Source organism: Streptomyces atriruber, from assembly GCF_001418325.1.
Lineage (GTDB): Bacteria > Actinomycetota > Actinomycetes > Streptomycetales > Streptomycetaceae > Streptomyces > Streptomyces atriruber.
Window position 1 is genome coordinate 1 of the sequence record NZ_LIPN01000061.1, and the last position, 14858, is coordinate 14858.

Genomic DNA, 14858 nt, shown 5'->3' on the forward strand with positions numbered 1-14858 from the left:
GGGGGGAGCGGCACCGTGAGGCCACCGCGCGAGGGCGGCGCCCCGTTCCCCGGTGGCGCCGCCCTCACGCGTCACACCGCCACCGACTCCTCCATCTCCTCCTCCTGGGCCTCGCGCTCCTGCCCCCGTGCCGCCGCGTGCCGGGCGGGAGCGGGAGTCGTCGCGGGCCGCTGCCGCCGCTCCCGGAGCGCGGCGACGGCGACGATCAGCAGGCCGAGCACCAGCCAGCCGACCAGTGTCCACACGTGCGCAGCCAGGCCGTGGCCGCCGAAGTAGAGGTGGCTGCGGATGCCCTCGACGAAGCCCGCGCCGTTCCAGAACGCGTGCAGGGAGCCGAAGAAGCCGTTCTGCAGCTCGGGCCGGAAGAGTCCGCCGGACGTCGTGAAGTTGAGCATCACGAAGAGCACCATCATCGCCAGCGTCGTCCAGCGGTTCAGGAACGTGTGCAGTCCGATGCCGATGAAGAGGATTCCCGCCGCGTACAGCCAGGACATGGCCCACACGCCCCACAGGCCCTGGTGCACCAGGTGGAAGACCGGCCCCGCGAGCGCCGCGCCGATCAGGCTGACGGCGAAGGAGACACCCACGACGAGCCCGGCGCGGGCCCGCATCCGCAGCCCCGCGCCCGCCGCGCCGAGCACCGCGACCGACGCGTACGAGCCGATGCTCACGGCGACGAGCAGGAAGAAGAGGCCCTGGCCCGTGGGGTCGTCCTCGACGGGCGGCGCCACGTCGGTGACCTTCAGCGGCAGGCCCTGCCGTGCGGCGACGGGGGTGAAGATCTTCTGTGCCGCCGTGGCGCTCATGTCGGACCCGGCGGTGGCCACGATCAGCTCGGGGGACTTCGCGTCGGGTACGTAGGCGCCCGCGATGTCGAGGGACTTGAGCGCGTCGACCGCCTGCTCGCGGTCGGCGAGGGTGCGCACGTCCAGGGTGTCGCCCGCCTTGTCCTTGACCGTCTGCGCGAAGGCCTGGGTCTGCGGGCCCGACCCGACGACGGCGATCGGCATGTCGTTCGGCTCGGGCGTCACGAACGCGCCCATATAGGCGAGGCCCATGCCGAGGCACATCAGCAGGGGCGTGACCAGGTGGAGGAGGACGTGGCGCAGGGCGTCGCGCAGTCGGGGGGCGGGTTCCGCGGTGGCGGACATGGAGGGACTCCGGGGATTCGTGAGGTGGTTGGTATGTGCAACCCAGATGGTTGGCGTATACAACTCTTTTCGGTGTTGTACTCTACAACCATTCGCGGAGAGGGAGAAATCGTGACCGATCGAGACGGGGGCCCGGCCGGGGTGCGGGACGAGTCCATCGAGGTCATCCAGCGGGAGATGACCGCGTTCGCCCGGCGGGCGCGCGCCACCGCCGCGCGGATGCACCCCGAGCTCTCCCTCGTGTCCTTCACCCTGCTCGCCCACCTCGAGCACCAGGGGGGCTGTCGGGCCACGGACCTGGCCGCGCACTACACGCTCGACAAGTCGACGATCAGCAGGCAGGTGGGGGCGCTGGAGAAGGCCGGGCTCGTCGAGCGGCGACTCGACCCCGCCGATCACCGGGTGCACGTACTGCACCTCACAGACCGGGGCAACGCGGTCCTCGTGCAAGTCGGGGACGCCCGCCGGATCGCCTTCCGGGAGCGGCTCGCGGGGTGGAGCGGGGCGGACCTGGCGCAGTTCGCCGACTATCTGCTCCGGTACAACGAGGCCGCGGGCGAGGGTCCCGCGTAGGGGCGCATGGGCCGAGTTGCACGAGACGTCTCGTCTCGCGTAAGGTCCGGGGCATGACCTCATCCCGGCCCGCCCACATCGCCATGTTCTCGATCGCCGCTCACGGGCACGTCAACCCGAGCCTCGAAGTGATCCGTGAGCTGGTCGCGCGCGGACACCGCGTCACGTACGCCATTCCGCACGCCTTCGCGGAGAAGGTCGCCGAGACCGGCGCCGAGCCGCGGCCCTACACGACGACGCTGCCCTCCCCGGACGACGACCCGGAGGCGTGGGGCACCGAGCTGATCGACAACATCGAGCCGTTCCTCGCCGACGCGATCGCCGTCCTCCCTGAGCTGGCGCGTGCCTACGAGGGCGACGAGCCCGATCTCGTCCTGCACGACATCACCTCCTATCCGGCCCGCGTCCTCGCCCGCCGCTGGGGCGTCCCCGAGATCTCGCTCTCGCCGAACCTCGTCGCCTGGGACGGGTACGAGGAGGAGGTCGCCGAGCCGATGTACGTGGAGCTGAAGGAGACCGAGCGCGGCCGGGCGTACTACGCGCGCTTCCACGCCTGGCTGGCGGAGAACGGCGTCACCCAGCACCCCGACCCCTTCGTCGGGCGCCCGCCGCGCTCGCTCGTGCTCATCCCCAAGGCGCTGCAGCCGCACGCCGACCGGGTCGACGAGCGCGTGCACACGTTCGTCGGCGCCTGCCAGGGCGACCGGGCGGCGCAGGGCGACTGGGAGCGGCCCGCCGGCGCGGAGCGGGTGCTGCTCGTCTCGCTCGGCTCGTCCTTCACCAAGCAGCCCGGCTTCTACCGCGAGTGCGTGAAGGCCTTCGGGGACCTGCCCGGCTGGCACGTGGTGCTCCAGGTCGGCAAGCACGTCGACCCGGCCGCACTCGGCGAGCTGCCCGCGAACGTGGAGGTGCACGCGTGGGTGCCGCAGCTCGCGGTCCTCAAGAAGGCCGACGCCTTCATCACGCACGCCGGGGCGGGCGGCAGCCAGGAAGGGCTCGCCACCGCGACGCCGATGGTGGCCGTGCCGCAGGCGGTGGACCAGTTCGGCAACGCCGACATGCTCCAGGGGCTCGGCGTGGCCCGGCACCTGCCGATGGAGGAGGCCACCGCGACGACGCTGCGCGAGGCCGTCCTCGCGCTGGTCGGCGACCCGGAAGTGGCCCGCAGGCTGGGGGAGATCCGGGACGCGATGGCCGCGGAGGGCGGCACGCAGAGGGCGGCGGACCTCATCGAGGCGGAGCTGCCGAAGGGCTGAGGGCTGCCTCTTGGTGCAGCGGAGCGACTGCCCCTTCGGGCAGACGTAACGCTCCGTGGCGCTATTGGGTAACGGCCAGGTCATTCTGTAACGCTCAGGTAACGCGGCACCGTCCTGGAATCGCCATTGACTCATCCCGAAGGGTTGACCGTTACCCCCGGTCAAAGGTTGCACGGCGTAGATCTTGTTCCTTGGGCGAACCACTTCCTAGCGTGAGATGAACTTTCGCCGAACGCCAGGAAGTTGACCCCCATGCGTCGAGACATACCGCCCCTCGCCGAGGTGCGCCGCATCACCGAGAAGAAGCGCGACGCGTGGTGGACCGTGTTGCTCGTCGACCCGGTCGCCACGCCGCTCGTGCGGTTCACCGCGATGCGGACGCGCGTCACGCCCAACCAGATCACCTGGGGCGCGTTCATCCTCGGCCTCGGCTCGGCGGCGTGTTTCGCGCTCGGCGACTGGAAGTGGCTCGCCCTCGGCGCGGTCGTCTACCACCTCAGCTTCATCTTCGACTGCATGGACGGCAAGCTCGCCCGCCTCACCGGGCAGGGCTCCGTCTTCGGCGCCTGGCTGGACTTCGTCTTCGACCGCATCCGCGTGATGGTCTGCGGCGTCGCGCTGATGGCCGGCCAGTACGACCGCACCGGCGACACCTTCTACATCTGGCTCGCCCTCGGCGTCGTCGCGCTCGACACCCTGCGCTACATCAACTCGCTGGAGATCTTCAAGATCCGGCACACCATGCGCAAGCAGATCAAGGCGCGCGTGCGCGCCGCGCGGCGCGCGCAGAACGAGGCGGAGCTCGCCTTCATGGAGGACCTGCTGCGGGAGAACCCCTCGGCGGACATCGAGCAGGACCTGCAGCGCGCCGCGGGCGAGACCGTGAGCTACGTCCAGCAGCCGTCCGAGGGGACCGCCGACGGTGAGGCGGCCGACGGCGAGGCGGAGGTGGCGCCGAAGCCCAAGGCCCAGGTGATCGACCTCCACCAGGAGTTCCGGCAGAAGTTCCCCGCGTATCTGCGGGTCCGTTCCTTCCTGCTGCGCCACCGAATTCGCGCGCACCTGGTGAGCGGAATCGAATTCCAGATGGGCGTCTTCATGATCGGCCCGCTCTTCGACGTGGTGATGCCCGCGACGATCGTCTCCGGGGCGCTCCTTCTGGTCTTCGAACTCGCCATCATCTACAAGCTGCTCCTTTCGACCCGCGACTTCACGCGGACGATCGACTCCTTCGAGGAGCAGAAAGTCGTCACTGCCGCCTGAGGCTCACCGCGACGTGTTCCGGGTGTTTTCCGACGCCGGACGGGCTGGACTCCCCAGCCCGTCCGGCGTTGCCCGTGTGGCACAAAGTGCCTACTGTTACCGCGAGTTGGGGTCATTGTGGCCCGGGATGTCCGATCCGGCACCGCAGATCCGGTTTGTTATTACAGAACCTTGTTGAACAAGTCACAGCTGTATGAAGGTATTGATCTGCGCGCGTCAATCCGACAGTGTTTCGTCCCAACACCCGGAGATCTTCCGGGCCTCAAGGGCTGTCGCAACGAACTTGTTGTCACGGCAGGGCCTTGGGCGACAGCTGAATAAATCCCCCCACATCCCCCCACACAGCACTGAGGAGACCCCTCTTCATGGCAACTCACAAGCGTGCCCGCAAGGTGAAGCTGACCGCCGGTATAGCCACCGCCGCCACCGTGATCGGTGTGACCGTCTTCGCCACCTCCTTCGCCGGTGCGAGCACCCCCGCCGAGGGCAAGGTGTACGGCCTGGACGCCAAGGGTGCCGTGGCCGGCAGCTACATCGTCATGCTCGACGAGAAGGCCAACAAGGACACCAAGTCCGACCTGGCCAAGGAGTACGGCGGCGAGCTGAAGCACAACTACTCCTCCGCGATCAACGGCTTCTCGGCCAAGGGCCTGAGCGAGACCGACGCCAAGCGCCTGGCCGCCGACCCGGCCGTCGGCAAGGTCGTCCAGTCGAAGAAGTTCACCATCGACGCCACCCAGGACAACCCGCCGTCGTGGGGCCTGGACCGCATCGACCAGGCGGACACCGCCGGTGACAAGAAGTACACCTACCCGGACGCCGCGGGTGAGGGCGCCACCGCGTACGTCATCGACACCGGCGTCCGCATCAGCCACACCGACTTCGGCGGCCGTGCCTCCTACGGCTACGACGCCATCGACAACGACAACACCGCCGACGACGGCCACGGCCACGGCACGCACGTCGCGGGCACCATCGCCGGTGACGCGCACGGTGTCGCCAAGAAGGCGAAGATCGTCGCCGTCCGCGTCCTGGACGACCAGGGCTCCGGCACCACCGAGCAGGTCGTCGCGGGCATCGACTGGGTCACCAAGAACCACAAGGGCCCCTCCGTCGCCAACATGAGCCTCGGTGGCGGCGCGGACGAAGCGCTCGACGCGGCCGTCAAGAAGGCGATCGACGCGGGTGTCACCTTCGCGGTCGCGGCCGGCAACGAGTCGACCGACGCCGGCCAGGGCTCCCCGTCCCGCGTGAAGGAGGCCATCACGGTCGCCTCCTCCACCAAGGACGACGAGCAGTCGGACTTCTCCAACTACGGCTCCGTCGTGGACATCTACGCCCCCGGCTCGGACATCACGTCCGACTGGAACACCGGTGACGACGCCACCAACACCATCTCCGGTACGTCGATGGCGACCCCGCACGTCGTGGGCGCCGCCGCCGTCTACCTCGCCGGACACCCGGACGCCAAGCCCGCGGACGTCGCCAAGGCGCTGACCGACGGTGCGACCGCGGACAAGATCTCCAACCCGAGCGAGGGCACGCCCAACAAGCTCCTGAAGGTCGTCGAGTGATCCTCGTCGCCCGCTGAGCCGCGGCCGTCGTGCCCACCCCCACGGGGCACGGCGGCCGCTTTATCGTGTGCGTATGGCGATCAGGACATACGCGGTGCTGCTGCGCGGCATCAACGTGGGCGGCCACAAGAAGGTGCCCATGGCCGAGCTCCGCACGCTCCTCGAAGGGCTCGGGCACGGCGGCGTACGGACGTATCTGCAGAGCGGCAACGCGGTCCTCACCGCGGACCACGGGGACGACGAGTCGCTGGCCGCCGAGGTGCGGGCGGCTATCGAGGGGCGCTTCGGCTTCGCCGTCGACGTCCTCGTGCGCGACCACGCCTATCTGAAGGCGGTGGCGGACGCCTGCCCGTTCCCCGCGGTCGACCTGGAAGCGAAGCAACTGCACGTCACCTACTTCTCCGGGCCCGTCGACGCGGCCCGCTTCGTCTCCGTCGAACAGCGGGCCTTCCTGCCCGAGGAGTTCAGGCTCGGCGACCGCGCTCTCTACCTGTACGCCCCCGACGGCCTCGGCCGCTCCAAGCTCGCCGAACAGCTGGCGAGGCCCGGCCTGACCAAGGGCCTCATCGCCACCACCCGCAACTGGAACACCGTCACCCGGCTGGCGGAGATGACCCGTGTCTGACCGCATCCCCGCCGTCGAGGCCGCCATCGAGGGCGAACTGCGCCTCCTCGACCCCGAGGTGCGCGTCTCGCCCGAGCTCTTCGGGGCCCTGCTGCACCCGGAGTTCACCGAGTTCGGCTCCTCGGGCGCACGGTGGGACCGCGCGACGATCGTGCGGGTCCTGATGGCGGCCGAGGAACCCGACACCGCCCCCGTCACGGTCTCCGGCATGCGAGGCGTGCAGCTCGCCGACGGCCTGGTGCACCTGACGTTCGACACCGAGAGCAACGGCCGCCGGGTCCACCGCAGTTCACTGTGGCGGCACACGGAGAGCGGCTGGCGGATCTGGTTCCATCAGGGCACGCCGTTCAGCGAGGAACAGCAGGAACAGCAGGAATAGCGAGGGACGAGGTCACGCATGCGCTACGTCATCATCGGGGCAGGAGCGGTCGGCGGCACCGTGGGCGGGCGGCTCGCCGAGGCGGGACACGAGGTGGTCCTCGTCGCGCGGGGCGCCCACGCCGCCGCGCTGCGCGGCGGCGGACTGCGCCTCAGGACGCCCGAGGGGACACGCACCCTGCGGCTGCCCGTCGTCGAACAGCCCGCCGAGCTGGGCGAGCTGCTCCCCGACGACGTGCTCTTCCTGGCCGTGAAGACCCAGGACGGCGCGGCGGCCCTCGACGCCTGGGGCGGACGTCCGGTGACCGGCGGCGGCACGGCCGCCGAACGGCTCCCCCTGGTCTGCGCGCAGAACGGCGTGGAGAGCGAGCGCATCGCCCTGCGCCGCTTCCGTCGTGTGTACGGCGTGTGCGTCTGGCTGCCCGCCTCCCACACCGAGCCGGGCGAGGTGTCCGCCGCAGGCGCCCCGTACTCGGGCATGCTGCACATCGGCCGCTACCCGACGGGCACGGACGAGACGGCCCGCCGGATCGCCGCCGACCTGGAGAAGTCGCGGATCCTCGCGCCCGTCGTCGCCGACGTGCTGCGCTGGAAGTACGCGAAGCTGCTGGCCAACCTGGCCAACTCCGTCGAGGCGGTCACCGGGCCGATCACCGGTGACGAGGCCGGGGAGCTGTACGCACGGGCGCGCGCCGAGGGCGAGGCCGCGCTCACCGCCGCCGGGATCGTGTGGGTGGGCGACGAGGAGCAGCGGGAGACGCGCGGCGACCGCATCCGTCTCGAACCCCTCGACGGCTCCCCGCGCGGCGGCGGCTCCTCCTGGCAGAGCCTCGACCGCGGCACCGGCAGCATCGAGGCCGACTACCTCAACGGCGAGATCGCCCTGCTCGGACGGTTGCACGGGGTGCCCACACCGGTGAACGACGCGCTGCGGAGGGTGGCCAACACCTTCGCCAGGGAGCGGCGGCCCGCGGGCTCGATGACGGTGGCGGAGCTGACCCGGGAGATCGACGGCGAGGACGCGTGACCCTGCCGCGCCACGCGAAGTGGCCCGCCCGAACAGGACGCCAATGGCCCACGAGCGGGAGCCATTGGCCGGATAGTGTCGAGGCATGACGAAGCCGGACGCCACGCCCGATGCCACGCTCGACGCCACCGCCCACGCCCCGACCCGGGTCGACTTCTACTTCGACCCGGCCTGCCCGTTCGCCTGGATCACCTCGCGCTGGATCCTGGAGGTCGAGCGCCACCGCGACCTCGACGCCCGCTTCCACGTGATGAGCCTCTACTTCCACAACGAGGGCAACGAACTCCCCGAGTGGTACCGCGACCTGGTCGACCGCTCCCTCACCCTGACCCGGATCGCCGCGGCCGCCGCCGACCGGCACGGCGAGGAGATCCTCCGCGACCTCTACACCGCCTTCGGCACCCGGGTCCACCAGGAGAAGAACGAGGACTTCGACGAGGTCGCCGCGCAGGCACTGGCCGAGCTCGGACTTCCGGCCGGTCTCGCGGACGCGGCGCGCGACGCCTCGTACGACGAGCCGCTGCGCCGCAGCCACGACGCGGGCATGGATCCGGCGGCCGAGGGCTATGTGGGCACGCCGACGATCCATGTCGACGGCACCGTCTGGTTCGGTCCGGTGCTCCGCGCCATCCCGCGCGGCGAGGAGGCCGCCCGGCTCTTCGACAGCTTCCGCGTCCTCGCGGGCCACCAGGACCTCTTCGAGCTGAAGCGCACCCGCACCGGGGGCCTCGACTTCTCCTGAGGCCCCGTGGGCGGGAGCCTCAGCGCGCGGCGGGCGGCGCGGGGATCCGCGAGGTGAGGTGCAGGGTGACCCTGCCGTCCCCCTCGGGGATCTCGCGGGCCCGTACGTAGCCTAGGCGCGCGAGGACGGCGAGGGACGGGGCGTTCTCCGAGTCGACCGTCGCGTGTACCTCGGCCAGGCCCAGCGTCTCGTGCCCGTACGCGGTGAGGAGCCGCGCCAGTTCCGTGCCGAGCCCGAGGCCCCAGCTGTCCCTGGTCAGGCCGTAGACGATCTCGGTGCCGTCGAGCCAGGTCTCGGGGGAGGGCTTGACCTCGGCATGGCCGACGTAGCGCCCCTCGTGCCGGACCGCCCAGACGGGGAAGCGGTCCTCCGGGTAGATCAGGTCGAGGATCCGGCCGAACAGGGCGCGGTCCTCCGTCGCGCTCTGGATGCCGTCCCCGAACCAGCGGCCCACGGCCTCGTCCTGGAAGAGCGCGACGAAGTCCGCCTCGTCGGAGGCGACATAGGGCGAGAGGGAGAGCCGTTCGGACCTCAGTTCGGGCGTCATTGGCGTGACGGTAAGGAGGCGTGCGCGGGGCCGCAAGCCGATTCCGCCGTGTTCAGCCCGCCACCCGCGGCAGCCCGATGGGATTCGGGAACGGCAGGACGTTCGAGTCCAGGATGCGGCGGGCCGCCGGTGCCAGTGCGGTGAGCAGCGCGTCCGCCTCCCCCCTGGGCAGCGGGCGGAGCAGCCGCGCCGCGAGCCGGTCCGTGTCCTCCTCGATCAACTCCCGCTTGCTGAGCCCGTGTTCGGTGACCCGGTCCGAGGTGTCGAGCAGCCCCAGGTGGCGCATCCGGTCCACGGAGGCCGTCCACTCCTCGTCCGTCCAGCCCCGGTCCTGCCGGATGCCGGTCGTGTCCACCCGGTCCGTCGCGGCGGCCAGGACGAGGCTCTCGCGGGCGTCCAGGCCGTGATCGGCGAGGACCGCGACATGCGCGTCGCCCCGGAACTCGCGCACGCACGTCACCAGTTGCCAGAGCCGCTCGACCGGATCGGAGCGGTGCGCCAGATCGCGGTTGGCGGCGAACAGCGGCCGGGCGAGCGACGGCGCGTCCTCCACCATGGCCATCAGCGGATCGTTGACCTTCGCCGCCAAGTCCTCCACGGACGGCACCAGATGGCGCAGCGCGGCGGCCGTCACGCGGGCGCGCTCCTCGATGACCCGGTCCGGCGAGGCGTACTCCCACGCCGACGGCAGGGCCCGCGCCACCATGCCCGGCGCGAAGACACCGAGCGCCGCGGTGGCCACCCCGGGGCCGACCCGCCCCATGGGGGCCGTACGGGCCGCGAAGTACCCCATCCAGAAGCCCTTGAGCCCCACCGCTCTGCCGAGGCCACGACAGCGTTCCTCGAAGTAGACCACCGCGTGCAGGGGTTCGGTGCGCAGCCACAGCGTGCGGGATCGGCTCGGGGTCATGAACCCACAAGCTAGGCCAGTGCGGGAATCCGCGCCAGGGGAGCAACGGGGCAGGTGCCAGGCGCATACGCCTCGTCATAGCGCCGTACCAGCAGACGCGCCACTTCCGGTGCGGGGCCGAGGACTTCGGCCAGCACATCGGCGTCGGCGGCGCCCCGCGCGATGCGGTCCGGCAGGAAGCCGGGGGCCAGGACGTAGGGCGCGACGGCCACCCGCCGCACCCCGTCCACGTCCCGCAGCGCGCGCACGGCGTCCTCCGTGCGCGGCAGGGATGCGGAGGCGAACGCAGGCCGCACGGCGCACCAACCGGTACGCCGCCACTCCCGCGCGATTTCAGCGATCACTGCGATCGCCTCCGGGTCCGATGACCCCGCCGAGGCCAGCACGACCCCGGTCGAGGACTTGTCGGCGGGGTCGAGCCCCGCCTCGTACAGCCGCCGCTCCAGGGCGGAGACGAGCAGCGGCGACGGGCCGAGCACCGCCGCCTGCCGGATGCGCAGGGCGGCCGGTGCCTCGCGCAGCACCGCCGGGATGTCCGACTTCGCATGGAACGCGCGGGTCAGGAGCAGTGGCTGGGCCACCACGTCCCGTACGCCCTCGGCGGCGAGCCGCTCCAGGACGCCGGACACGGTCGGGGCGTTGAAGTCGAGGAACCCCGTCTCCACCCGCAGTCCCGGGCGCAGCGAACGCACCCGGCGCACCATGGCGCGCACGGTCGCGGCGTGCCGCGGGTCACGGCTGCCGTGGGCGACGAGGAGAAGGACGGGACGGTGCACGGCGGTTCAGCTCCTCCCGACGAGGCCGCGGCTGCGCAGGACGCGCCGCTCCAGCGGGCTGAAGATCAACAGGTCGATGGCGATGCCGACGATGAGGATGAGGAAGATGGCGAGGAAGACCATGGACATGGAGCTGGCGTTGCGGCCGTTCTCCAGGAGCTGGCCGAGGCCCACGCCGAGGTCGGGCGAGGACGCGATGATCTCGGCGGCCATCAGCGAGCGCCAGGAGAACGCCCAGCCCTGCTTGAGGCCCGCGAGATAGCCGGGCAGCGCCGCGGGGAGCACGATGTGCCAGGTGTGCCGCAGGCCCGTGGCGCCGAGCGTGCGGCCCGCGCGCAGGAACAGCGGCGGCACCTGGTCGACGCCCGACACCAGGCCGTTGGCGATGGAGGGCACGGCGCCGAGCAGGATCACCGCGTACATCATCTGGTTGTTCAGGCCCAGCCAGATCACCGCGGGCGGCACCCAGGCGACCGAGGGCAGGGACTGCAGGCCGGACAGGATCGGGCCGATCGCCGCCCTGATGAACCGCACCCGCGCCACGATCAGGCCGAGCGGTGTGCCGATCGCCAGGGCGAACAGGAAGCCGAGCAGGCCGCGCGAGACGGACGTCCAGATGTAGTCGAGCAGGGTGCCCTGCAGCCAGGCCTCGCGCACCTCGTCCCACACCGCGCCGGGGGAGGGCAGCTTGCTGGGGTCGTCGACGATGTCGAAGGAGACCAGCGCCTGCCACACGAGCAGCACAAGCACCACCGCGGTGAGCGGCGGCAGCACCTTCTGGACCAGGACCTCGCGCACGGGCGTGCGGGTGGGGCCCGCCTGCGAGTCCAGCGCGTCCAGGCCCGCCTCCAGTCCGGCGAGGTCCTGGCCGTCGCGGGACTCCTTGACCGGTCCTGTCGTCGTCTCAGTGCTGGCCATGGCGGCGGATCTCCCCACGCAGTTGTTCGGTGATCTCGACGGACAGTTCCGCCACGGCGGTGTCCTCGATGCGGCGCGGGTGCGGGATGTCGACCCGCCACTCGTGCGCCACCCGGCCGGGGCGCGACGAGAGGAGCACGACGCGCTGGGCGAGGCGCACGGCCTCGCGGACGTTGTGCGTGACGAAGAGGACGGAGACGTTCGTCTCGCGCCAGATGCGGGTCAGCTCGTCGTGCAGGACGTCACGCGTGATCGCGTCGAGCGCCGCGAACGGCTCGTCCATCAGCAGGAGACGGCTGTCCTGGGCGAGCGCGCGGGCCAGCGCCACGCGCTGACGCATGCCGCCGGACAGCTCGTGCACCCGCTTGCCGTACGCGCCCTGCAGCCGGACGAGCCCGAGGAGCTCCTCGGCCTTCGGGCGGCGGTCCGCCTTCGGCACGCCGCGCAGTTTCAGGGCGAGCTCGATGTTCTTGCCCGCGGTCAGCCACGGGAAGAGCGCGTGCTCCTGGAACATCAGGGCCGGGCGGCCGTCCGTCGTGATGGTGCCCGCGGACGGCTCGTCGAGCCCGGCCACCAGGTTGAGCAGCGTCGACTTGCCGCAGCCCGACGCGCCCAGGAGGGTGACGAACTCGCCCGGCGCGACATCCAGGGTGATGTCGTCCAGGACCAGCTGCGGTCCGGCGGGTCCGCCGAAAGACTTCGAGACGTGCTCGATCCGTGCGGCGTGCTCGGCCGTGGTGCGGGTGTCCTCCGCGGCCTTGGCGAGGGTCGTTGCCATGGTCGTCACCTCCTGGGAACGTCGTCTTCCGGGGTTACTTGACGCCGAGTCCGGCGTCGTCGACCGGGGATTCGCCCTCGGCCTTGAGGACCTTGTTCAGCGGGCGGAGGTCGTAGATGCCCTTGAGGTCGGGCTTCTCCAGGAGACCGGCCTTGACCGCGTGGTCCGCCTCGGCGTCGAGCGTCGCGGCCAGCGGGTCGTTCGTCGTCTGGATCGACTTCCACGCCGGGTCGAGCACCTCGGCGGGCAGCGGCTTCCCGGCGTCCGCCTTCAGCCGCGCGTTCGCGGCGGCCTTGGCCTTCTCCGGGTTCTTCGCGATCCACGCGTTGGTCTTCACGGCGCCGCGCAGCACGGCCTCGACGACCTTCGGGTGCTCCTTGAGGAACTCCTGTCGCACGATGATGTTGGTGATCACGAACTTCTTGTCCGGCCACAGGTCGGACTCGTCGAGCAGTACCTTGCCGCCCTCGGCGACCAGCTTCGACGCGGTCGGCTCCGGCACCCAGGCGCCGTCCAGGGAACCGGACTTGTAGGCGTCAGGGGTGACCTTGTTGTCGCTGCGGACCACCGACACGTCGCCCTTGCCGCTCTGCGCGTCGACCTTCCAGCCCCGCTCGGCGACCCAGTTGAGGAAGGCCACGTCCTGGGTGTTGCCGAGCTGCGGGGTGGCGATCTTCTTGCCCTTGACGTCGTCCAGGGACGTGATCTTCTTGGGGTCGACCACCAGCTTCACGCCGCCGGAGGCCGCACCGCCGATGATCCGCAGGTTCTTGCCCCGCGACTTGGTGAACCCGTTGATCGCCGGTGACGGGCCGATCCAGCCGATGTCGAGGGACCCGGAGTTCAGTGCCTCGATCTCGGAGGGGCCCGCGTTGAACTGGGCGTACTTCGCCTCCGTGGCGCCCAGCGCCTTCTGGAACAGGCCCTCCTGGTTGCCGACCAGGGCGGTGGCGTGGGTGAGGTTCGGGAAGTACCCGATCTTCACGCTGTCCAGGTCTTCGATCTTCTTCGCACCCTCGGCGACCTTCGACTTGCCGTCCTCGTCGGAGGCGTCGGAGCCGTAGCCGCAGGCGCCGAGCGCCAGGGCGAGGAGGGGCAGCGCCGCGATGGCGGCGAGTCGGGTACGTGGAGCAGGCACGGGAGGTGGTCCCCTCGTCGGCCCGGGCGCACGCCGTCAGGTCGTGGCCGGGAGATCGGTAGGTCTTCGTCTTCGGGATGACCGCGCACGGAGCGCGGGTACGGCGATCGCTGCGGATACGAGGAGAACGGGGGCGCACACGCGGTGCGCGCGCCCCGTTCCCGCCGGAGGCGTTACTCCGCACATCGCGCGACTCCGCCCTGCCCGCTGCCGAGGGCGCCGCTGCCGATGCGGCCGCCCTCCTTGGCGAACGTCGCGTAGACGTCTACGTAGGTCATGCTCAGAAGTCCCATCCGTCGTCGCTGCCGTCGGCGGGGGCGGCCGCCTCCACGGCGGCGTCGGTGGGCGCGGCGAACGCGTCGCCCGCCATGCCGGCCGCGAGCGTCGTGCCGTCCGCGGGATCGATCAGCAGGAACGACCCGGTGCGGCGCGAGTCCGCGTACCGGTCGAGCGCGAGCGGCTCGGCGGTGCGGATCTTGACCCGGCCGATGTCGTTGGCGACGAGGCGGCCGGGCTCCGGGTGCTGGGAGAGGTCGTCGAGGGTGAGCCGCGACGGGATCTCCTTGACGATCGCCTTGACCGTACGGGTGGTGTGCTTGAGCAGCACCCGCTGGCCGACGGAGAGCGCGGTGTCCGCGACGTGGCAGACCGTCGCCTCGACGTCCTGCGAGGTCTTCGGGACGTCGCCGCTTGGCACGATCAGATCGCCGCGCGAGATGTCGATGTCGTCCTCGAGGAGCAGGGTGACGGACTGCGGTGTCCAGGCCACGTCCACCGGCTGCCCCAGCAGGTCGATCCCGGCGACCTTCGAGGTGCGCCCGGAGGGCAGCACCGTCACGGACTCGCCGACCCGGAAGGTGCCGGCCGCGATCTGGCCCGCGTAGCCGCGGTAGTCGGGGTGCTCGGCGGTCTGCGGACGGATCACGTACTGCACGGGCAGGCGCGCGTGGCAGGAGGCGAGGTCGTGGCTGACCGGGACCGTCTCCAGGTGTTCCAGGACGGTCGGGCCGCCGTACCAGTCCATGTTCGACGACGGCTCCACCACGTTGTCCCCGGCCAGTGCGGAGATCGGGATGGCGGTGATCTCCGGGACGCCCAGCTCTCCGGCGTAGGCGGTGAACTCCTCGGCGATCTTCGCGAAGACTGTCTCGTCGTAGGCGACGAGGTCCATCTTGTTCACGGCGAGGACGACGTGCGGGACG

General features: G+C 71.0%; 15 protein-coding genes and 1 pseudogene. 8 read left to right on the top strand and 8 right to left on the bottom strand.

From position 1 onward, the window contains the following. Positions 1 to 71: 71 nt before the first annotated feature. Entirely contained in the window at positions 72 to 1151 is a 1080-nt protein-coding gene (locus AOK03_RS07015) for an ABC-2 transporter permease (protein ID WP_055564300.1), read from the bottom strand. 177 nt (positions 1152 to 1328) lie between these two features. On the opposite strand from AOK03_RS07015, the gene AOK03_RS07020 reads away from it, so the two are divergent. The 8 genes and pseudogenes from AOK03_RS07020 (at position 1329) to AOK03_RS07055 (ending at position 8589) form a co-directional block, all read left to right on the top strand. Continuing rightward, the gene (locus tag AOK03_RS07020) at positions 1329 to 1724 is read left to right on the top strand and encodes a MarR family winged helix-turn-helix transcriptional regulator (RefSeq protein ID WP_055564316.1); all 396 of its coding nucleotides are present in this window, start codon (positions 1329 to 1331) and stop codon (positions 1722 to 1724) included. Next, positions 1681 to 2980: pseudogene (gene mgt / locus AOK03_RS07025) on the top strand (macrolide-inactivating glycosyltransferase). Before AOK03_RS07020 ends, mgt begins: the two are co-directional and overlap by 44 nt. 252 nt (positions 2981 to 3232) lie before the next feature. Beyond that, positions 3233 to 4243 carry a CDP-alcohol phosphatidyltransferase family protein gene (locus tag AOK03_RS07030; RefSeq protein ID WP_055564302.1) on the top strand — a complete coding sequence of 337 codons (1011 nt, stop codon included), beginning with the start codon at positions 3233 to 3235 and terminating at the stop codon, positions 4241 to 4243. A 365-nt stretch (positions 4244 to 4608) separates the two neighbouring features. Further along, positions 4609 to 5817: a S8 family peptidase gene (locus tag AOK03_RS07035; RefSeq protein ID WP_055564303.1), complete on the top strand. Its 1209-nt coding sequence runs from the start codon at positions 4609 to 4611 to the stop codon at positions 5815 to 5817. A gap of 73 nt (positions 5818 to 5890) precedes the next feature. Then, the gene (locus AOK03_RS07040; RefSeq protein WP_055564304.1) at positions 5891 to 6442 is read left to right on the top strand and encodes a DUF1697 domain-containing protein; all 552 of its coding nucleotides are present in this window, start codon (positions 5891 to 5893) and stop codon (positions 6440 to 6442) included. Further along, positions 6435 to 6821 carry a nuclear transport factor 2 family protein gene (locus AOK03_RS07045; protein WP_055564305.1) on the top strand — a complete coding sequence of 129 codons (387 nt, stop codon included), beginning with the start codon at positions 6435 to 6437 and terminating at the stop codon, positions 6819 to 6821. The genes AOK03_RS07040 and AOK03_RS07045 overlap by 8 nt, the downstream gene beginning before the upstream one ends. 18 nt (positions 6822 to 6839) lie before the next feature. Next, on the top strand, positions 6840 to 7847 hold the full coding sequence (locus AOK03_RS07050; RefSeq protein WP_055564306.1) for a ketopantoate reductase family protein: 1008 nt from the start codon (positions 6840 to 6842) through the stop codon (positions 7845 to 7847). An 85-nt stretch (positions 7848 to 7932) separates the two neighbouring features. Then, a complete protein-coding gene (locus AOK03_RS07055; RefSeq protein WP_055564307.1) occupies positions 7933 to 8589 on the top strand; it encodes a mycothiol-dependent nitroreductase Rv2466c family protein in 657 nt (218 codons plus the stop codon). A 19-nt stretch (positions 8590 to 8608) separates the two neighbouring features. Here the strand turns inward: AOK03_RS07055 and AOK03_RS07060 are convergent, their stop codons facing one another. The 7 genes from AOK03_RS07060 to AOK03_RS07095 all read right to left on the bottom strand — a co-directional run. After that, complete coding sequence (locus tag AOK03_RS07060) at positions 8609 to 9136, bottom strand: GNAT family N-acetyltransferase (RefSeq protein WP_055564308.1); 528 nt, start codon at positions 9134 to 9136, stop codon at positions 8609 to 8611. A 52-nt stretch (positions 9137 to 9188) separates the two neighbouring features. Next, positions 9189 to 10046 carry an SCO6745 family protein gene (locus AOK03_RS07065; RefSeq protein WP_055564309.1) on the bottom strand — a complete coding sequence of 286 codons (858 nt, stop codon included), beginning with the start codon at positions 10044 to 10046 and terminating at the stop codon, positions 9189 to 9191. Between the two features lie 11 nt (positions 10047 to 10057). After that, entirely contained in the window at positions 10058 to 10822 is a 765-nt protein-coding gene (locus tag AOK03_RS07070; protein ID WP_055564310.1) for a sirohydrochlorin chelatase, read from the bottom strand. A 6-nt stretch (positions 10823 to 10828) separates the two neighbouring features. Further along, entirely contained in the window at positions 10829 to 11740 is a 912-nt protein-coding gene (locus AOK03_RS07075) for an ABC transporter permease (RefSeq protein WP_055564311.1), read from the bottom strand. After that, on the bottom strand, positions 11727 to 12518 hold the full coding sequence (locus AOK03_RS07080; RefSeq protein WP_055564312.1) for an ABC transporter ATP-binding protein: 792 nt from the start codon (positions 12516 to 12518) through the stop codon (positions 11727 to 11729). The genes AOK03_RS07075 and AOK03_RS07080 overlap by 14 nt, the downstream gene beginning before the upstream one ends. Before the next feature lie 34 nt (positions 12519 to 12552). Next, positions 12553 to 13656: an aliphatic sulfonate ABC transporter substrate-binding protein gene (locus AOK03_RS07085; RefSeq protein WP_055564313.1), complete on the bottom strand. Its 1104-nt coding sequence runs from the start codon at positions 13654 to 13656 to the stop codon at positions 12553 to 12555. A 280-nt stretch (positions 13657 to 13936) separates the two neighbouring features. Beyond that, positions 13937 to 14858, bottom strand: a 922-nt coding sequence (locus AOK03_RS07095) for an elongation factor 1-alpha C-terminal domain-related protein (RefSeq protein ID WP_055564315.1), incomplete at its 5' end; no start/stop codon positions are given.